15 protein-coding genes are annotated in these 17404 nt (G+C 69.8%); 5 read left to right on the forward strand and 10 right to left on the reverse strand.

All coding sequences use genetic code 11. The features are described 5' to 3' along the window. Positions 1 to 57: 57 nt before the first annotated feature. The 3 genes from VGJ96_04710 to VGJ96_04720 all read right to left on the reverse strand — a co-directional run bounded on the left by VGJ96_04710 (position 58) and on the right by VGJ96_04720 (position 4167). The gene (locus VGJ96_04710) at positions 58 to 1608 is read right to left on the reverse strand and encodes a hypothetical protein (GenBank protein ID HEY3286408.1); all 1551 of its coding nucleotides are present in this window, start codon (positions 1606 to 1608) and stop codon (positions 58 to 60) included. A gap of 7 nt (positions 1609 to 1615) precedes the next feature. Next, positions 1616 to 2977: a glycine--tRNA ligase gene (locus VGJ96_04715; protein ID HEY3286409.1), complete on the reverse strand. Its 1362-nt coding sequence runs from the start codon at positions 2975 to 2977 to the stop codon at positions 1616 to 1618. 179 nt (positions 2978 to 3156) lie between these two features. Next, positions 3157 to 4167, reverse strand: coding sequence for a hypothetical protein (locus tag VGJ96_04720; protein HEY3286410.1), 1011 nt, complete (start codon positions 4165 to 4167; stop codon positions 3157 to 3159). A gap of 294 nt (positions 4168 to 4461) precedes the next feature. On the opposite strand from VGJ96_04720, the gene VGJ96_04725 reads away from it, so the two are divergent. Continuing rightward, positions 4462 to 5226: a hypothetical protein gene (locus tag VGJ96_04725; GenBank protein HEY3286411.1), complete on the forward strand. Its 765-nt coding sequence runs from the start codon at positions 4462 to 4464 to the stop codon at positions 5224 to 5226. A gap of 89 nt (positions 5227 to 5315) precedes the next feature. On the opposite strand, the gene VGJ96_04730 is transcribed toward VGJ96_04725, so the two are convergent. The 6 genes from VGJ96_04730 to trpS all read right to left on the reverse strand — a co-directional run bounded on the left by VGJ96_04730 (position 5316) and on the right by trpS (position 11647). Continuing rightward, on the reverse strand, positions 5316 to 6596 hold the full coding sequence (locus VGJ96_04730; protein ID HEY3286412.1) for an adenylosuccinate synthase: 1281 nt from the start codon (positions 6594 to 6596) through the stop codon (positions 5316 to 5318). A 134-nt stretch (positions 6597 to 6730) separates the two neighbouring features. Continuing rightward, a complete protein-coding gene (locus VGJ96_04735; GenBank protein HEY3286413.1) occupies positions 6731 to 7612 on the reverse strand; it encodes a dihydrodipicolinate synthase family protein in 882 nt (293 codons plus the stop codon). A 110-nt stretch (positions 7613 to 7722) separates the two neighbouring features. Beyond that, positions 7723 to 8889: a PilT/PilU family type 4a pilus ATPase gene (locus VGJ96_04740; protein HEY3286414.1), complete on the reverse strand. Its 1167-nt coding sequence runs from the start codon at positions 8887 to 8889 to the stop codon at positions 7723 to 7725. A 7-nt stretch (positions 8890 to 8896) separates the two neighbouring features. Beyond that, complete coding sequence (locus VGJ96_04745; GenBank protein HEY3286415.1) at positions 8897 to 9931, reverse strand: D-2-hydroxyacid dehydrogenase; 1035 nt, start codon at positions 9929 to 9931, stop codon at positions 8897 to 8899. Beyond that, entirely contained in the window at positions 9931 to 10623 is a 693-nt protein-coding gene (locus VGJ96_04750; protein HEY3286416.1) for an MgtC/SapB family protein, read from the reverse strand. Before VGJ96_04750 ends, VGJ96_04745 begins: the two co-directional genes overlap by 1 nt. Positions 10624 to 10660: 37 nt before the next feature. Further along, positions 10661 to 11647 carry a tryptophan--tRNA ligase gene (gene trpS, locus VGJ96_04755; GenBank protein HEY3286417.1) on the reverse strand — a complete coding sequence of 329 codons (987 nt, stop codon included), beginning with the start codon at positions 11645 to 11647 and terminating at the stop codon, positions 10661 to 10663. 23 nt (positions 11648 to 11670) lie between these two features. Here trpS and VGJ96_04760 point away from each other — a divergent pair, with 23 nt between their 5' ends. The 4 genes from VGJ96_04760 to VGJ96_04775 all read left to right on the forward strand — a co-directional run bounded on the left by VGJ96_04760 (position 11671) and on the right by VGJ96_04775 (position 15660). Further along, a complete protein-coding gene (locus VGJ96_04760; GenBank protein HEY3286418.1) occupies positions 11671 to 12504 on the forward strand; it encodes an inositol monophosphatase family protein in 834 nt (277 codons plus the stop codon). A 169-nt stretch (positions 12505 to 12673) separates the two neighbouring features. After that, the gene (ftcD, locus tag VGJ96_04765) at positions 12674 to 14197 is read left to right on the forward strand and encodes a glutamate formimidoyltransferase (protein HEY3286419.1); all 1524 of its coding nucleotides are present in this window, start codon (positions 12674 to 12676) and stop codon (positions 14195 to 14197) included. A gap of 7 nt (positions 14198 to 14204) precedes the next feature. After that, positions 14205 to 14969: a TIGR02206 family membrane protein gene (locus VGJ96_04770; GenBank protein ID HEY3286420.1), complete on the forward strand. Its 765-nt coding sequence runs from the start codon at positions 14205 to 14207 to the stop codon at positions 14967 to 14969. A gap of 7 nt (positions 14970 to 14976) precedes the next feature. Next, positions 14977 to 15660, forward strand: coding sequence for a hypothetical protein (locus VGJ96_04775; GenBank protein HEY3286421.1), 684 nt, complete (start codon positions 14977 to 14979; stop codon positions 15658 to 15660). Here VGJ96_04775 and VGJ96_04780 read toward each other — a convergent pair. Then, on the reverse strand, positions 15584 to 17359 hold the full coding sequence (locus VGJ96_04780) for a glycosyltransferase family 39 protein (GenBank protein ID HEY3286422.1): 1776 nt from the start codon (positions 17357 to 17359) through the stop codon (positions 15584 to 15586). The two genes, VGJ96_04775 and VGJ96_04780, sit on opposite strands and share 77 nt — an antisense overlap. Between the last annotated feature and the right edge of the window lie 45 nt (positions 17360 to 17404).

Here is a 17404-nt window from a genome sequence, read left to right on the forward strand (position 1 = left end):
CCTCGATTGGATGCTGCTGGAATCTACAGGTTTGGTGCCGCGGCGGAGAGAGGACTCCTACCCCAGGAGCCGCTCGATCGACCGCACCAGCGGCGCGAACGACAGCGCTTTCCCGGTCACGCGCATCGCCTGCTCCGTCGCCAGTTCGCGTTGTCCGTGCCCGAACAACTCGGCTTCAATCCACGGCCCCGCCTGCGGGTTGCGCCACCAGTCCTCGTTGAACCGCTCGCACAGCGTCTCGTTGAGCCGGGCCTGCAGCTGCCACGCGCGCAGGTACCGCGCGGCGTAGAAGCGCGGGTCGACGTCGAGGAAGGCATCGGCCCGCTGGTACCGGAAGCCCGTCGCCGTTGTGAGCGTCTCCACGTACAGGTCGGGCAACGACGCCCATGGCGTGGTGCCCGCGTGCAGCTCGACCTCGTAGATGAGCTTGGCACAGTAGCGCCGCAGGAACTGCAGCTCCTCGAAGCCGGCGGCCCGCAGGTATCGGGGCGTATCCGCCTTGGACAACTCGGTGTAGCGCGCCAGCCAGCCGCGGTCCTGCAGGCGGTGGTCGAACAGCATCGCGTACCCTTCGGTGACCGAGTTGTCACCGAGCCAGCGAAACTCGAACGGCAGCTCGCGCGCCATGTTCGCAAAGTGCAGCGCGTGCCCCAGTTCGTGCATCAGCGTGGTCCAGTCGTTCTGGCCGCCGTGCGGACGCAGCACCAGATAGACCTCGTCCGGAATCCGCACCGGCGAGCAGAAGGCCCGCGCGCGCTTGCCGGGCCGCTCGCCCGTGTCGAAGAACACGCGTCCGCGGGCATCGGGGCTCGCCCCCATCTCCGTCACCTGACGGCGCACCTCGCGCTCCATCGGCTCCGCGCCGAACGCGCCGTCGAATTCGGGCGCGCGCATCAGCGCCACCGCATCGGCGCGCGTCGCATCGGCGCCCGAGAGGCCGAGCCCGCGCTTCAGGAACTCCGGCAGGATGTCATCCCACATCGCCTGCGTGTCGCGCAGGAATTGCGCGCAGGCATCGCGCAGCGGGCGAATCTCGAAGCCGCTCAGCGTCTCCCACGTGGCGATGTAGTCGCCCCTCGGCGTGTTCGTCGATCCGCCGCCGATTCGCAGCCCCTCGACGACTTCGTGCTCGCGCTCCAGCCGCTCGCGCTTGAGCGGCGCCAGTTCGCGGTCCACCAGCGCGGCGCGCGCGTCGTCGAGCGCCTGGCGCTCCCGCTTGTCGCGCGTATTCGCAATGGTGATCGCGGCCCGTTGGTACGGCTCCACCGTCCCGTCGGGGAGCGCGATCGTCGCCGCGCCCTCCCAGGCGATCTCCCGCTCCTCGAACGCCGCCAGCTCGCGGCCGCACCGCGACTCCACCAGCCAGTCGAGCAGCAGCCGCGCCGAGCGCTGCGCCTCGCTGCCGGGGGCCGCGTCGCGATGTCGCTCGGTGACCATCGCCACCGCCTCGTCGTCGAAGGCGCCGGCGTGCTTCGCGAAGATCGGCTGCAGTTGCGCCTCGCCCTTCAACCCGGCGTGCGCTTCGTAGTACTCGCGGCTCAGCTCCACGAGAAAGGCCTCGCCGCGCTCCCGGAGCGCGTCGAGGCCGTCGTCCATCATTCTCGGCATGCCGCCCTCAGCCGGCGAGCTTCGCGGACAGGTACGCGCGCAGCTGCGTCGCATCCACCCGATCCTGCTGGAGCGAGTCGCGGTCGCGCACCGTGACCGTGCCGTCCTTGGTGGAGTCGCCGTCCACGGTGATGCAGTACGGCGTTCCCACCTCGTCCTGCCGGCGATAGCGCTTGCCGATGGAGCCGGCGTCATCGTAATCCACCGGGTAGAGCGGCCGCAGGTCGTCGACGATCTTTCGCGCCATCTCGGGCTGGCCGTCCTTCTTGGTCAGCGGGAAGATGCCGGCCTTAACCGGGGCGAGCGACGGCTTGAGGTGGAGGACCACCCGTCCCTCGGATTCACCCTCGACCGCCTCCTCGGCGTACGCGTTGCACAGCAGCGCGAGCGTCACGCGGTCGGCGCCCACCGACGTCTCCACGACGTACGGGATGTACCGGCGGTTGGCCACCTGGTCCACGTACTCCAGCCGCTTGCTGCTGAACTCCTGGTGCCGGCCCAGGTCGAAGTCGCTGCGATGGTGCACGCCCTCGATCTCCTGGAAGCCGAGCGTGCCGCCGAAATCGAACTGGATGTCGAACGCGGCCTTGGCGTAGTGCGCCAGCTCCTGCGCCGTGTGCTGGTGGAACTCCAGCCGGTCGCGCTCGAGGCCGAGGGCCAGGTGCCACTCCATGCGCTGGGCCTTCCAGTACTCGAACCACTCCATGTCCGTCGTCTTCCCCTCGGCCGCCTGCGGGTCGACGAAGAACTGCATCTCCATCTGCTCGAACTCGCGCGTGCGGAAGGTGAAGTTCCCGGGCGTGATCTCGTTGCGGAACGCCTTGCCGATCTGCGCGATGCCGAACGGCACCTTCTGGCGGCGCGCCTGCTGCACGTTGAGGAAGTTCACGAAGATCCCCTGCGCCGTCTCGGGGCGCAGGTAGACCACGGCCGCGGTGTCCTCCACCGGGCCCATGAACGTCTTGAACATCAGGTTGAACTGCCGCGGCTCGGTGAGCTGGCAGTCGCTGTGCTCGCCCGGCTTCTTGCTCGGCTTGCGCGGGCACGAGGCGCCGTCCAGCTGGTCGGCGCGGAAGCGCGCCTTGCACGCCTTGCAGTCCACCAGCGGGTCGTTGAATCCGCTGACGTGGCCGCTCGCCTCCCAGACCTTCGGATGCATCAGGATGGCCGCGTCCAGGCCTTCGACGTCGTCGCGCGAGCGGACCATCGCGTGCCACCAGGCGTCCTTGACGTTCTTCTTCAGCTCGACACCCAGCGGGCCGTAATCCCACACCGAGCCCGTGCCGCCGTAGATCTCGGAGGACTGGAAGATGAAGCCGCGGCGCTTGCAGAGGCTGACGAGCTTTTCGAGGACGTCGGGTCGAGCCATGAGGTTGATCCGGAGGTGGGCGCGGCTGGGTGTCGTGCCCGAGGTTCAGGGCCGCCGCTGGATGCGGTGGCGTCAGAGGGAAATCTCGCCCATACCGCTCGGGGAGTCTACCGCCGTGCCCCAGATTCGCCGCCCAGCGTGCGTCGGCGTCGATCGCCCAGCCCCCACCGTGGAGCCGTCTAGTGTGCTCCCCCGATCAGCAGTCCGCGCAACTCGTCGGCAATGGACCCGGGCATCAGCATGTTGCGGGCAAACTTCATCTGACCGGCATCCTCGAAGTACATCTTCATGCGGAACATCGCATTGATGACCTCCACGCGAACGTCCGCGCCCGCCGACCGGATGACGACTTCCAGCGGGAACGCGGCGGCGTACGCGATGCCCGGGCACTTGAACCTGGCGCGGGCATCGTCGTCGCCGGCCCCCACGATATCAAACGCCTTCGCTTCCATGGCGGCGCCGCTGACGCCGAGAACCACCATGCCGCGGTCGGCGAACTCCATCCGGTAAACGCCCCGTAACTGCCACTTGCCGCGCGGTGGCGCCTGAAGGCGTCCCCAGATCTCGTCGGCCACCCGGCGAACATCGGCTGCCCCGCTCCCCGGGAATGAGGTGATCGTCTCGACCTGCCCGGGGAACGCGCCGCCCGCCATGACTCCCATCGTCTTGCCAATCAGGCCGCGCGAACGCGACTGGCCGTAGGCGCGATTGACGCGACGGCCGTGCGTCGCGGCCAGCACCACCCCCGACAGGTCATCCACCATCGCACGTCCCGCGGTCTCGAGGCCGGTTTCCGCCACGATCGTACGCTCGATGGAGAGGGGGTTCACCATGGCCACGTGCACGCCGGCTTCATCCTGGAACACGCTCAGGCGCACCGGCACCGCAAAGGCGGCCGGGGCGCTGTGGGCCAGGAGCAACTGTTCGTGCGCGGCCTGCCGCGCGACAATCACGTGCGCCCCGCCGCCGCACCGCGCCGCATCGCCCGGCACGGGATAGTCGGCCACCACCGTCCAGCCGTGCCGCGTCAGGGCGCCGGCAATCGTGGACGCGGCGGCGGGCACCGCCATCGGGACCGAATCGGCCAGCATCACGTAGACGCGCTGCGCGCCCTGCGCGCGCGCGGGGGTCGCGGACAGGCAGGCGGCGGCCGCGACGGCGACGGCGGCGGGCGCGAAGACCAAACGCATGAACGGCTCCGTAGTAGTAGTTAGGGATATAGCCATAAAGCCATTCACCTATTCTGCGCCGGCCGCCGTCACGCGCCATCGGGCAGGCGCCTACACTTTGCAGGGGAACCGCCGCCGCGCCCGTCAACGCCCGAGACGCCGGTCTCGCCGAGTCCCTCCGCTCACATGCGGGGTCGCCAATTCCCCCCGCTATCTCGAGTAGGGAACTTGGCGGCCTCCCGATGTGTAAACAGATGTCTAGGCACCGCAAACATCGACGCCGGTGTGTGCCTCACCCCACGCGGGAGTCGCATCATGTCGAACCTCTGGAAGATGGGCTTGAAGATGGGCGTGACGCTCGGCGCCGTCCTTGTTGCGGCGGCGTGTTCGGACAGCACCGGGCCCGGCAGCCGGCCGGTCAGCTTGTCGTTCGCGACGAAGTCGCTCGTCGCGAGCGGGACCATGAGCCTGTCGGACGCGTCCGCCTCCGACGTGACGGTGTCTGGCGGTGGGAACACCCTCGTCATCACGCGCGTCCAGATGGTCTTCCGGGAGATCGAGCTCAAGCGGAGCAACACCGAGCTGTGCCCCGATGACGCCCCCAGCGGTTCGGATCCGTGCGAGGAGCTGGCACTCGGTCCCATGCTCGTGGATCTTCCGTTGACCACGGGCGTCATGACGGCGGCCAGCGTGTCCATTCCGGCGGGGACGTACCGGGAGCTCGAGTTGACGCTGCACAAGCCGGGGAGCGGCGCCCGGGATTCGGCGTTCAAGGCCGCGAATCCGACCTTTGCCGATACGACCATCCGCGTTCAGGGGACGTACAATGGACGGCCCTTCGTGTTCACGTCGCGGCTGGACGAGGAAATGGAGCTGGAGTTCAACCCCCCACTCACGATCGGGGCGTCGGGCGGCAACGTGACGGTGCAGATTGACGTCGCGTCATGGTTCAAGAGCCTGTCCGGAGCCGTGATCGATCCGGCGACCGCCAACATCGGCGGACCGAACGAGGGCATCGTCAAGACGAATATCAAGGCGTCGTTCCGCTCGCTGGAAGACGACGACCGAGACGGGAAGTAGCATGGCGCTCGGCGACCGGACACCCGCGTCCGGGCGCCGAGCGGCTTCGTCGTCTCCGAACCGCGATGGGACGGCCGGGATGGCCGCGGTCAGAGCCCGATGATCTGATCCCGCCGCGTCCCCACGCTCACGTACCGGATCGGACTCTCCACCAGTTCCTCGATCCGGTCCAGGTACCTCCGCGCCTGCGGCGGCAGCGCCTCGATCGTGCGCGCTTCGGCGGTGGACGTCATCCACCCCTCGAACCACTCGTAGTGCGGCGTGATCTGCTCGAGGTCGGCGAGGTCGCCGGGGAATTCGGTCACCAGCTCGCCGTTGATGTGGTACCCGGTGCACAAGCCGATCTTCTCGAGCGTGTCGAGCACGTCGAGCTTCGTCACGGCCAGCGCCGACAACCCGTTCACCCGCACGGCATAGCGCACCACCACCCCGTCGAACCAGCCGCAGCGGCGCGGGCGCCCGGTGGTGGCGCCGTACTCGTTGCCGAGCTTGCGCACGCGTTCTCCCATCACCTCGTCGTACTCGGTTGGCAGTGGGCCGCCGCCGACGCGCGTGGTGTACGCCTTCACCACCCCGATGCACTCGTCGAGCGCGCGCGGCGAGATGCCGACGCCGGTCGCCGCGCCGCCCGCCGTGGTGTTGCTCGACGTCACGAACGGATAGGTGCCGTGGTCGATGTCGAGCAGCGACCCCTGCGCCCCCTCGAACAGCACCGCCGCGCCGGTCTTGAGCGCCTGATGGACCGCCAGCCCCACGTCCTCGCTGATCGCCAGCAGTCGCTGCGCCAGCCCCGACAGCGCGGCCATCGTGTGCTCGACGCTCGCCCGCTTCGACGACCCGGTGCCGATCAGCACGTGGTTGGCATGCTCCACGCCGCGCTCCACGAGCGTGCGCAGCCGCCCTTCGTGCGCGAGGTCCAGCACCCGCACGCCGCGCCGCGCGATCTTGTCCTCGTAGCACGGGCCGATCCCGCGCCCCGTCGTGCCGATCGTCTTGCTGGCCGCGCTCTCCTTGTCCACCAGCTTGTGATACGGCATCACCAGGTGCGCGCGATCGCTCACGTACAGCCGCCCCGACACATCCACGCCGTCCTTCACCAGCTGGTCGACTTCCTCGAAGAGCGTCTCGGGATCGAGCACCACGCCGTTGCCGATGGCGCACCGCACGCCGGGATGCAGGATGCCGCTCGGCACCTGATGCAGCACCGTCGAGTGGTCGCCGATGTGCACGGTGTGCCCCGCGTTCGCGCCCCCCTGGTAGCGCACCACCCAGTCGGCCCGCTCGGCCATCACGTCGACGAGTTTTCCCTTCCCCTCGTCGCCCCACTGGGCGCCGACCACGACGATCGCGCGCGTCTTCGAATCGAACATTGCAGCTCCGCTCCCGGCTGGTGGTCGGGCGTGATAGTCACAAAAAAACGCCCCGGCGCAGTCTCGCGGGGCGTTGGAATAATCTACGCCGCGGGCGGGGTCGTGGCAAACGGCCACGCCCCGCGCGGCGCGCATCAGGCGCGCATGAGCTCCTGGACCACCTTCCGCTGCGCGGCCGCCAGCGGCAGCAGCGGCTGCCGCACCGGACCGCCCACCAGCCCGGCCTCCTCCATTGCCGCTTTTACCCCCGGCACGCCGAGCCCGGCAACGATCTGGGTGGCCAGCGGCTTGATCTTCTCCTGCGCCGCGGTGGCCCGCGCCAGGTCGCGCGTGCGGAAGCCCTCGTACACGTCCACGCAGAGCCCGGCCGCGAACAGGCTGACCGCCACGACGCCGCCGCGCGCGCCCATCTGCAGCGCCGGCAGCAGCTGCCCGGCGTTGCCCGTCAGCACCGTGAATGACGTCCCCTGCGCCTGCATGTAGCCCTCGAGCAGCGCGAGGTCGCCCGAACTGTCCTTGATGCCGATGATGTTCTCGTGCATCGAGAGCTCGGCCACCAGGTCGGGCTCCAGGCGGAAGTGCATGTACTTGGGAATGTTGTAGAGCGCCACCGGCACCGGACTCTCGTCGGCTACGCGCCGGTAGTGCGCGCGCAGGGCATCACTCGTCATCTGTGGCCCGTAGTAGTGCGGCGCCACCACCAGCACGGCGTCAACCCCGCGTGCTCCCGCGTCGCGGCAGCGCAGGACGCACTGCCTCGTCGATTCGGCCCCCGTCCCCATCAGCAGGAGGCGGTCGGCCGGCACGGCCGCCCGGGCAGTCTCAACGAGCTGGGCGCGCTCTGTCTCGTCGAGCAGGGCCGCCTCCCCCGTCGAGCCGCAGACGAGGACGCCCTGCAGCCCGTGCGCGATGTGCGAGCGAATATTCGACGCGAAGCCCACGAGATCGGGAGTCTCGGAGGGCGTGAAGGGCGTTGTGACGGGGCCGAGGACCCCGGCCAGCTTGATCGGTGACATGGGGAACGACAGACGGGAGACGGAGGACGGGAGACGGAAGAGAGTGGGGCGGTGCCGGAGCGCGCTCCGGGGTTCGCACGCGGCGCGGGCCGACGTGCGAAGTGGGCGCGTCAGCCGTTGAGGAACTCCATGCCGGAGCCCGATTGGAAGCCCGGATCGGTCTTGGGCTTCTCGGCGCCCGGCAGGTCGGCGGCCTTCACGGTCGTGGAGCGCCGCCGGAAGGTCTGCATCTTGAGCTGGAAGTCGCTCGGCCTGGTGGCCGCGGCCAGCGCCACCTCGAACGTCACCTGCCCCTGCTGCACGAGATCGCCGAGGTGCTGGTCGAACGTCTGCATGCCGTACTGCTCGCGACCTTCGGCGATGTAGTCGCGGATCTCGCCGATCTTCTCGCCCTCGAGGATCAGGTCACGGATGGTGGCCGTGACGATCATCACCTCGGCGGCCACGACGCGGCCGTGTCCGTCGGCGCGCGGCAGCAGGCGCTGCGACACGACGGCGTGCAGCGTCTCCGCCAGGCGCACGCGCACCACTTCCTGCTCCTCGGGCGGGAACATCGCCATGATGCGCAGGATCGTGCTCTGCGCGTCGGGCGTGTGCAGCGTCGACAGGAGCAGGTGGCCGGTCTCGGCCGCCTTCATGCCCGTGTCCACCGTTTCGGCATCGCGCATCTCGCCGATCAGGATCACGTCGGGGTCCTGTCGCAGCGCCGCGCGCAGGCCGCTGCGGAAGCTCTCCGTGTCCACGCCGATCTCGCGCTGCGTGATGGAACTTTGCAGGTCGCGATGCAGGAACTCGATCGGGTTCTCGAGCGTGACGATGTGCTTGTTCTTCGACGAGTTGATGTGGTTGATCATCGCCGCCATCGTGCTCGACTTGCCCGAGCCCGTGACGCCGGTGACGAGGATCATCCCGCGCTCCGCCTCGGTGACGCGCCGCATCACCTCCGGCATCTTCAGCTTCTCGAAGGTGGGCACCTCGAACGGGATGACGCGCATCACGATCATGAAGCTCGACCGCTGCCGCAGGATGTTCACGCGGAAGCGGCCGATGCCGGGCGCCCCCCACGAGCAGTCGTAGTCGTTCAGCTTGTCGATGCGCGAGCGGTCTTCGTCATTCGGGATGAGGCGCAGCGCAATGGCCTTGGTCTGCTCGGGGGTCAGCGCCTGCTTCGTGAGCGGCACGAGCCGTCCGTCGATGCGCGCGCGAAAGACGTCGCCCGCCTTGATGTGCAGGTCCGACGCCCCTCGATCCACCGCCGCCTTGATGATTTTTTCCATCGCGCGCTCAGTACCCGATGTGCTTGTCCACGAGATTCCGCAACGGACGCCCTTCGACGTACGCCTGCCAGTTCCCGAGGAACAGCGCCGCCAGCCGGTCCCACAGTCGTCGTGGCGACACGCCGCTGACATGCGGTGTGACTAGAACGTGTCGAAGTTGCCACAGCGGGCTCTCGGGGGCTAGTGGCTCCCGCGCGAAGACGTCGAGGACGGCACCGCGCAGGTGTCCGCTCAGCAGCGCCGCGTGCAGTGCCTCCTCGTCGACCATCGTCCCCCGCGCCACGTTGACCACGATCGCGTGCTCGGGCAGCACGGCCAGGCGCCGGGCGTCCAGCAGGTTGCGCGTTTCGTCGGTCAGGGCCGCAGCCAGCACCACCACGTCGGCCTCAGGCAATTCCGCGTCGAGCGCCTCCAGCCCCGCCACGCGAGCGAAGCCCGGTGGGCACCCTTTGGCCACCACGCGCCGCAAACCGGTGACCCGCGCGCCGAGGGCCGCGAAGCGGGCGCCGATCTCCGAACCAAGTCCGCCAGCGCCGATCACCAGCACGCGAAGCTCCCCCACCTCGCGCACGGCCGCCGCGGGCGTTCCAAAGGCCGCCTGATCCCACTGGCCGGTGGCGCGTCGCGTCTCCGCCAGGTCGAAGCCGCGCGTGAAGTGCATCACGCCGGCCAGCACATGCTCGGCAATCGGGGGACCATAGATCCCGGCCGCGTTGGTGAACAGGCAGGGGCCGTCGCGCAACGCGGGGATCGCGAGCAGCGCACCGGTCCCCGCGAGCGCCGACTGCACCCACTTGAGGCGCGACGCGGCGTGAAAAAGCGGCGCCGGCATTCCCCATCCGAAGTACACCTCGGCGTCCGCCACGGCCGCCATCGCCTCGGGAGAAGGCCCGCGCGGCGAGCCGTCGAGGGCGTCGTTGTCGGAACGGACGTCGGCAACCTCCCAGCCCGAAGGCGCCGCCGCGCGAATGCGGTCAGCCACCGCGTCGGGCAGGCGAAATGCGGGGGCCGGCGCTCGAAGATCCAGTACGAGTTTTCGCATCAGTGCAGGGTCACGTCGAAGACTTCAGGGAGCTCCACCAGCAGCTCACGCGCCACCTCGAACTGCCGCGCGGGGCCGCGCACCACCATCTCAAACACCCGGTCACGCGAGTGGGTGTAGGTCTGGCGCTCCACCACCCGGAGCCCCGTGTCCCGCAGCAGCTGTTCCAGCGGGGCGAAGTCGGCCTCCACCGCCGCGCGCACGGTGATGGGCACCGTGCGGTGCGCCCGCATCAGCTTGTGCTCGAAGCTGCCGAGCGCGGAGAGCACCAGAACCACCACCAGGCCGGCGCCGAGCCCCTCGATGTAGAACCCCGCCCCAATCGTCAGGCCGATCGCCGCCACCGCCCAGATGGTCGCGGCCGACGTCAGGCCGACAATGGTTCCCCGTGATTGCATGATCGTGCCGGCGCCGATGAAGCCGATGCCGGTCACCACCTGCGCCGCGATGCGCGCGGGGTCGCCCACCCGCCCGTCCGCCCCGACCAGGTTGATCGAGAGGTCCATGATCAGCGCCGAGCCCAGGCAGATGAGGATGTTGGTGCGAAGGCCGGCAGGTTTGCCCGAAATCTGACGTTCGAGACCGATGGCGCCGCCCAGGAAGACGGCGATCGCCAGCTTCAACAACAGCTCGAGGCGCAGTCCGACAAAGAGTTCCTGCGCGAACTGGGAACTGATCTGCGCCAGCATCATCGGACGTGCTCCTTGGGCGATTGCGCCGCCGCCCGTTTCAGGCGAGTCCCATCTGCTCCTTGACGTGCGTCATCGTCTGCTTCGCGATCGTCCGGGCCTTCTCCGCCCCGCCGTCCAGGGCATCGTCCACCAGCCTTGGCTGCTCGGCGAAGGCCTGCGCCCGCGTGCGAATGGGCGTCAGCTCGGCGTTCATGTGCTCGAAGAGCACCTTCTTGCAGTCCACGCATCCCCAGCCGGCGCCGCGGCACTTCGTGTCCACCTCGGCGACGACGGCCGGGGGCGAGAAGGCCTTGTGCAGCTCGAAGATCACGGGACACAGGTCGGGATTGCCTGGGTCGGTCTTCTTCACGCGGGCCGGATCGGTGACCGCGGGGCGCAGCTTCGCCCAGATGTCATCGGGCGCCTCGAGGAGGCCGATGGTGTTGCCCAGCGACTTCGACATCTTGGCGTTGCCGTCCAGCCCCACGATGCGCCGCGTCGGCGTCAGCTTGGCCTGCGGCTCGGGGAAGTACGGTTTGCCCTCGGGGGCAAAGCGCGAGTTCCAGTTGCGCGCCACCACGCGCGACAGCTCGAGATGCTGCACCTGGTCCTCGCCCACCGGCACCAGGTCGGCCAGGTAGAGCAGGATGTCGGCGGCCTGGAGCACGGGGTAGTTGAGCAGGCCGGCCATCACCTGTTCCTGGCGCGCGGCCTTCTCCTTGTACGCCACCTGGCGTTCCAGTTCGCCCACCGGCGTGATGGTGTTGAAGATCCACTGCAGCTCGGTGTGCTCGGGCACGCGCGACTGCACGAAGAGCGTGCACTGCGCCGGGTCGACGCCGGCGGCCAGCAGCGATATCGCCATCTCGCGCGTGCGGCGGCGCAGGTCGGCCGGCGCGTAGGCCAGCGTGATGGCGTGGTAGTCGACGACGCAGAAGATCGATTCGTACTGCGATTGCAGCGCAACCCAGTTCCTGATCGCGCCCAGATAGTTTCCGATGTGCAGTTCACCGGACGGCTGAATGCCGCTGAAGATGCGGGACATGCGGGAAAGCTAGATTTCAACGCATGACACTTCAACCAACGACCCGGGATCCGATCACCCCGGACTTCTTGCTGGATGCCCTCAAAGCGGCCGCCGCCGCCGCGGCCGAGGTGATCCGCGACGGCGAGCGGCGGCGCGGCGCCCTCGTCTGGCGCGAGAAATCGGCCACCGACTTCGTGAGCGAGGTGGACATGACCGCCGAGGCGCGGATCATCGCCCTCCTCACCTCGCGCGTTCCCGGCGCGGCGATCCTCGCGGAGGAAACGGCCAGCACGCTCGCGGCGGAGCGGCGCACGACCGGCGTGACGTTCGTCATCGACCCGCTCGACGGCACCACCAACTTCCTGCACGGCGTCCCCGAGTATGCCGTGTCGATTGCCGCGCTCGTGGACGACGAACTGGCCGCCGGCGTCGTGCTGCACGTGCCGCGCGACGAGTGGTTCACCGCCACGCGTGGCGGCGGCGCCTGGCGCGACGGGCAACGCATCGGCGTGAGCGCCATCGACGCTCCCGATCGTGCGCTGATCGCCACCGGCTTCCCATTCAAGGGCGGTCACGATGTGGACCTCTACCTGGACCAGATGCGCCGCCTGATGACACACACGGCCGGCCTGCGGCGCCCGGGATCGGCCTCGCTCGACCTCGCCGGGGTCGCGTGCGGCCGGTTCGAGGGGTTCTGGGAGAATCTCCTCGCCCCCTGGGACATCGCCGCCGGCATCCTGCTGGTGCGCGAGGCCGGCGGTCTCGTGACGACGCTCGAAGGCACCCCCTGCCCAGTCGCCCACACCAGCGTGGCGGCGGCGAACCCCGCGATGCACGGTTGGCTGCTGGACAGGCTCAGTGTGGGGGGCGAGTGATGGCGGAGGGCAGATGGCGGAAGGCAGATGCGCCGCGGTGAAGGTGCTCGCCGCCGGCGCGGCCAGACGTAGATTCCAACCTTTGCCCCACTCCCATTGATCGTGGATCGCAATCCGGAATCGTGATCCTCAATCCCGCTCCGAATTCCAAATCCTCAGTCGTAGTGATATGAAGCTCATTGAGTTCGTCCCCAACTTCTCCGAAGGCCGCCGCCCCGAGGTCATCACGGCCATCCGGGACGCCATCGCCGACGGCGAAGGCGTCACGGTGCTCGACGTCTCCAGCGACGCCTCGCACAACCGGACCGTCGTCACGGTGGTCGCCACCGCCGAGGCCGCCGTGGATGCGGCCTTCCGCGGCATCGCCAAGGCCGCCGCGCTCATCGACCTCAACCAGCACACCGGCGAGCACCCGCGCATTGGCGCCACCGACGTCTGCCCCTTCATTCCGCTCGACGGGGCGACGATGGACGACTGCATCGCCCTGGCACGCGCCCTCGGCAAGCGGGTCGGTGAGGAACTCGGCATACCGGTCTTTCTCTACGAACGTGCCGCCACGCGCCCCGATCGCGAGAACCTTGCCGACATCCGCCGCGGCGAATTCGAACAGGCCAAGGTCGAGATCGGCACCCACCCGAATCGCGTGCCCGACTTCGGCCCCAACCATGTGCACGCCACGGCCGGCGCCACGGTCATTGGGGCGCGCCCCTTCCTGGTGGCGTACAACGTCTACCTCGGCGGCGCCGAGAACGTCCCGGTGGCCCGGGAAGTGGCCAAGGCCGTGCGCGGCTCGAGCGGCGGCCTGCGCTACGTGAAGGGGCTCGGGCTCGAGGTGGACGGACAGGCGCAGGTCTCGATGAACCTCGTCGATGTCGACAAGACGCCGGTCTATCGCGCCTTCGAGCTGGTGAAGCGCGAGGCCGAGGCGCACGGCGTCTCGCCCACGTGGAGTGAAATCGTCGGCCTTGTCCCGGAACAGGCGCTGTTCGACGCAGCGGCGCGCCACCTGCAGCTGCGCGGATTCTCCAAGGACCTGGTGCTCGAGCACAAGGTGCGCCGCGCGCTCAGCGGCGGCGAATCCGTGAGCGGGTTTGTCGCGGCCGTGGCGTCGAGCGCGCCCGCGCCCGGCGGCGGGTCGGTCTCCGCGCATGCCGGCGTGCTCAGCGCGGCGCTGGCGCAGATGGTCAGCGGCCTCACCGTCGGCCGCAAGAAGTACGCGGCCGTCGAGCCGGAAATGAAGGAGCTCGCGCTCGAGGCCGTCGCGCTCGGCAACACGCTCGCCGCGCTCGTCGCCGAGGACTCGGCCGCGTACACCGTAGTCACCGACGCGTACAAGCTTCCCAAGGACACGCCCGAGCAGCAGACGGCGCGCGATGCGGCCGTGCAGCGCGCGCTCCTCTACGCCACGGAGGTGCCGTTGCGGACCGCCGAGGCCTGCGCGCGCGTGGCCGAACTGGCGGCGGTGGCCGCCGAGAAGGGCAACACCAATGCCGCCAGTGATGCCGGCGTCTCGGCCCTGCTCGCCGAGGCGTCGTGCCGCGGTGCCGTCTACAACGTGCGCATCAACATCGGATCGATCACCGACAAGTCCGCGGCCAAGCCGCTGGCCGAGAAGGCCGCCGCCGCCCTCGCGCGGGCGCACGCCGCGGCGGCGCGCGCCGCCGCCGCCGTCGAACGCAACATCGGAGGATAGCCGCCGCATGCCCCCTGCCGACTGGACGCAGTGGATTCGCCCCGACTATCACGGGACGCCGTTCATCACCTTCGGCGGCCGGCATCTCGTGTCGTTGTTTGCCCTGGCGCTCTTCGGCGCGTACATGCTGCGCCACCGCGGCGCCGACGAAGCGACGCGTCGCCGCGGACGGCACACGCTCGCGGTGATGCTGGTGGTGAACGAACTGTCGTGGCACCTCTGGGCGGCGTACTACGTCGGCTGGACGGCCGACAAGATGCTCCCGCTGCATCTCTGCTCGGCGCTCATCTGGGTCGGCGCCGTCGGCCTCGTCACGCTCAACGTCACCATCTACGAGTTCATGTACTTCATGGGCATTGCCGGTCCACTGCAGGCGGTGCTCACCCCGGATGCCGGCCCCTACGGCTTGCCGCACTTTCGCGCCGTACAGACCCTCGTCTCGCATGGCGTCCTCATCGTCGCCGCGCTCTACCTGACGGTGGTCGAGGGGATGCGCCCCACCTGGGCCTCGGTGCGACGGGTGATTCTCGGCACGATGCTGTACATGGTGGCCGTCACGGGCGTCAACCTGGCGCTGGGCAGCAACTACATGTGGACGCTCGGCAAGCCGCCCGTGGTGAGCCTGCTCGACGTGCTCGGGCCGTGGCCCTGGTACCTGGTGCCGGTGGTGCTGCTCGGCATCCTCAACGTGCTGCTGCTCTATCTCCCGTTCTGGTGGGCCGACCGGCGCCGCGCTCGCGCCGCTGCAACTCGCGGCACCCTCAATCCGTAGGGAACCCATGCTCCGCCTGCCCGCTCCCCAGACTCAGGCTCCGCCACCGCCCACGGTCATCGTGAACGGCAGCAACCTGACGCTGCCGCAGAACGTCGGACGCCCGATGACGCTGCAGGACGTGCAACTCCTGCAGAACCGCCGCAGCGAACTCTCGCGCCAGCTCTCCTCCGCCACGGGCCGCCGGCAGGACGTCATTCGCGAAATGGGCCGGTCACCGAACGGCCGCGAGGGGCTCGACGCGCGGCTGAAGGTGCTCGACGAGCGCATCGTGCAGCTCGAGAAGGACATCGCGCAGAACGGACAGCTGCTCGCGTCGGCCCCGCCGAATCTCGTGGAGGAGACCACGCCGCCCTCGATGATCGGCGGCCCGGCGCGCGCCATCAACATGACGGCGGTGTCCATCGTCTTCACCGTCGCCGTGATGGCGCCGCTCGCCCTCGCCTGGTCGCGCCGCCTGCTGCGCCGCCCGATGAGCGCGCCGGCGCTCCCCGCCGACACCATCGATCGCATCGCGCGCATCGAGAACGCGGTCGAGAGCATCGCTGTCGAGGTGGAGCGTGTTGCGGAAGGGCAGCGCTTCGTGACGAAGCTGATGAGCGAGCCGCGCCAGCTCAGCGCGGGGGCCGCCGAGCCGATCGTGGTGCCTCGCGGCGAGCGGGTGCCGCTGGAGCGGCCGGACGCGCGCTGACGACGGGCGTCGTCAGTCGCAGCGCAATCACCTCGGCGCCGGCGCGGCGCTCCTCGACCACCAGCAAGCCTGCCGCGGTGGCCGCGTCGATCAGCGGCCGCAGTTCGTTGCGCGATGAGCCGGGAAAGAAGTGACTCGCCACCACCCAGACGTCGGGGCGCGCCGCCCTGGCGAGGCGACGAGCCTCCTCCTCCGCCCATCCCGCCGTCGGGCCGTTCGAGGACGGCGCGCCGGTGATCCGGTACTCGACCCCGGGGGCCAGCCCCACCAGCTCGGTGCGCGCGCCCGAGACGACGAGCAGTGAATCACCTTCGCCGCGTCGCACGGCCCGCACGCGGATGGCGTTCTCGTAGCCCGGCGCGCCCGGCCGGCCGGCCAGCGCCGTCCAGCGATCGAGGCGCGGATTCCCCCGCCACGCCACCTGGTTCGTGGCCAGCAGCCACCCCGGCGCCGCGCGCGCGAAGACGTAGATTGGCGTGGTGCCGGCGGCATCATCCACCGCGGCGAAGAGCGCGCGCGTCGGCTCGAGCGCGCCCGGGTCGCGCAGGAAGCGATCGGAATCGGTGAACTGCCAGGCGGCGAGCGCCACGGACGCCGCCACGACGAAGACGGCGGCGGCGCGCGCATTCGCGATCACGCTGCGGCGTGCCAGCAGCGCGTTGCGCACGCTCACCAGCGCCGAGGCCTGCGCCACCCAGACGCCCGGCACGGCAAAGAACGCCAGCCGGTCGGAGAGCGGGTACGCCGCGACGGCGGAGGCGAACATGGCGAACGCCACGGGGGCGGCGAGCAGCACGGCGTCGGCCGCTCGCCGGCGGGAGACCACGACAAGCCCGCTGACCCACAGCACGACGCCCACGGCGAGGCCCGGCAGCGAGCCGGTCCACCGCAGCGGAATCCACGTCAGTTCCATCAGGACACGCAGGACGCGAATGGCGCGGTCGTCCGCCCCGAGGTCGAGCATCACCGGCGCCCAGTACGCGCGCAGGGCGACGTTGGCCGCCCCGGCCCCATACGACGCCAGCCAGAGCGCGCCAAACAGCAGCGCGGCCAGCACGGCCGCGGGGAGGGCCACGACGCGCGCGCCGTGCGCCGCACGCGCCGGTTGCTGCATCACCAGTGCCACGGCGACCGCGGCAATCACGAAGACCGACGGCAGCGAGAGCGGCACCGCCACGAGCATCGCGGCGGCGAGCCTCCACCAGCGGTGCCGGTCCCGCGGTTCGTCGCGCGCCTCGCAGGCCAGCAGCATGAGCGCCGCGGCGATGGTCGCGTCACTCGCGTACGGCTTGGCTTCGGTGGAGTAGCGCAGCGCCATCAGCGACCCGGCCGCCGCGACGGCGGCCAGCGCTCCGGCCCCCGTGCCGGCCACGCGGCGGCCCAGACGCCAGAGCATCCATGGCAGCGCCACACCGGCGGCCCACGGCGCCAGGCGCAGCCAGGTGTCCGGCAGTTCGGCGTGCGCCGCCAGCGCCCGCTCGAGCCAGAGGAAACCCACGGGGGCGGCCTGCCCCCAGTCGAGCGGATGCAGCAGCTCGCCGAAACTGCGCGTCAGCACATTGAGCGCGAGCGACGCTTCGTCGAGCCAGAGCGAGCCGCGATGCGACAGCGCCCACGTGCGCGCGACGAACCCCAGCACGATGGCCGTCCAGGCGACCACCGCTGCGGCGCGCTCCGGAGTGTTGGCCGCTCGGTTCATCGCTCCTCGCCCGCGAGAGGTGGCGCGGGCGGCGCGCCCCGTGCG

The organism is Gemmatimonadaceae bacterium (genome assembly GCA_036504815.1).
GTDB lineage: Bacteria > Gemmatimonadota > Gemmatimonadetes > Gemmatimonadales > Gemmatimonadaceae > PNKL01.

Bases quoted from the DNA above. Each gene is read 5' to 3' on its own strand.
- VGJ96_04735 (HEY3286413.1), bottom strand. From the start codon at position 7,612: ATGTCACCGATCAAGCTGGCCGGGGTCCTCGGCCCCGTCACAACGCCC.
- trpS (HEY3286417.1), bottom strand. From the start codon at position 11,647: ATGTCCCGCATCTTCAGCGGCATTCAGCCGTCCGGTGAACTGCACATC.
- VGJ96_04775 (HEY3286421.1), top strand. From the start codon at position 14,977: ATGCTCCGCCTGCCCGCTCCCCAGACTCAGGCTCCGCCACCGCCCACG.
- VGJ96_04720 (HEY3286410.1), bottom strand. From the start codon at position 4,167: ATGCGTTTGGTCTTCGCGCCCGCCGCCGTCGCCGTCGCGGCCGCCGCC.
- VGJ96_04725 (HEY3286411.1), top strand. From the start codon at position 4,462: ATGTCGAACCTCTGGAAGATGGGCTTGAAGATGGGCGTGACGCTCGGC.
- VGJ96_04730 (HEY3286412.1), bottom strand. From the start codon at position 6,596: ATGTTCGATTCGAAGACGCGCGCGATCGTCGTGGTCGGCGCCCAGTGG.
- VGJ96_04715 (HEY3286409.1), bottom strand. From the start codon at position 2,977: ATGGCTCGACCCGACGTCCTCGAAAAGCTCGTCAGCCTCTGCAAGCGC.
- VGJ96_04770 (HEY3286420.1), top strand. From the start codon at position 14,205: ATGCCCCCTGCCGACTGGACGCAGTGGATTCGCCCCGACTATCACGGG.
- VGJ96_04710 (HEY3286408.1), bottom strand. From the start codon at position 1,608: ATGCCGAGAATGATGGACGACGGCCTCGACGCGCTCCGGGAGCGCGGC.
- VGJ96_04740 (HEY3286414.1), bottom strand. From the start codon at position 8,889: ATGGAAAAAATCATCAAGGCGGCGGTGGATCGAGGGGCGTCGGACCTG.
- VGJ96_04750 (HEY3286416.1), bottom strand. From the start codon at position 10,623: ATGATGCTGGCGCAGATCAGTTCCCAGTTCGCGCAGGAACTCTTTGTC.
- ftcD (HEY3286419.1), top strand. From the start codon at position 12,674: ATGAAGCTCATTGAGTTCGTCCCCAACTTCTCCGAAGGCCGCCGCCCC.
- VGJ96_04780 (HEY3286422.1), bottom strand. From the start codon at position 17,359: ATGAACCGAGCGGCCAACACTCCGGAGCGCGCCGCAGCGGTGGTCGCC.
- VGJ96_04760 (HEY3286418.1), top strand. From the start codon at position 11,671: ATGACACTTCAACCAACGACCCGGGATCCGATCACCCCGGACTTCTTG.
- VGJ96_04745 (HEY3286415.1), bottom strand. From the start codon at position 9,931: ATGCGAAAACTCGTACTGGATCTTCGAGCGCCGGCCCCCGCATTTCGC.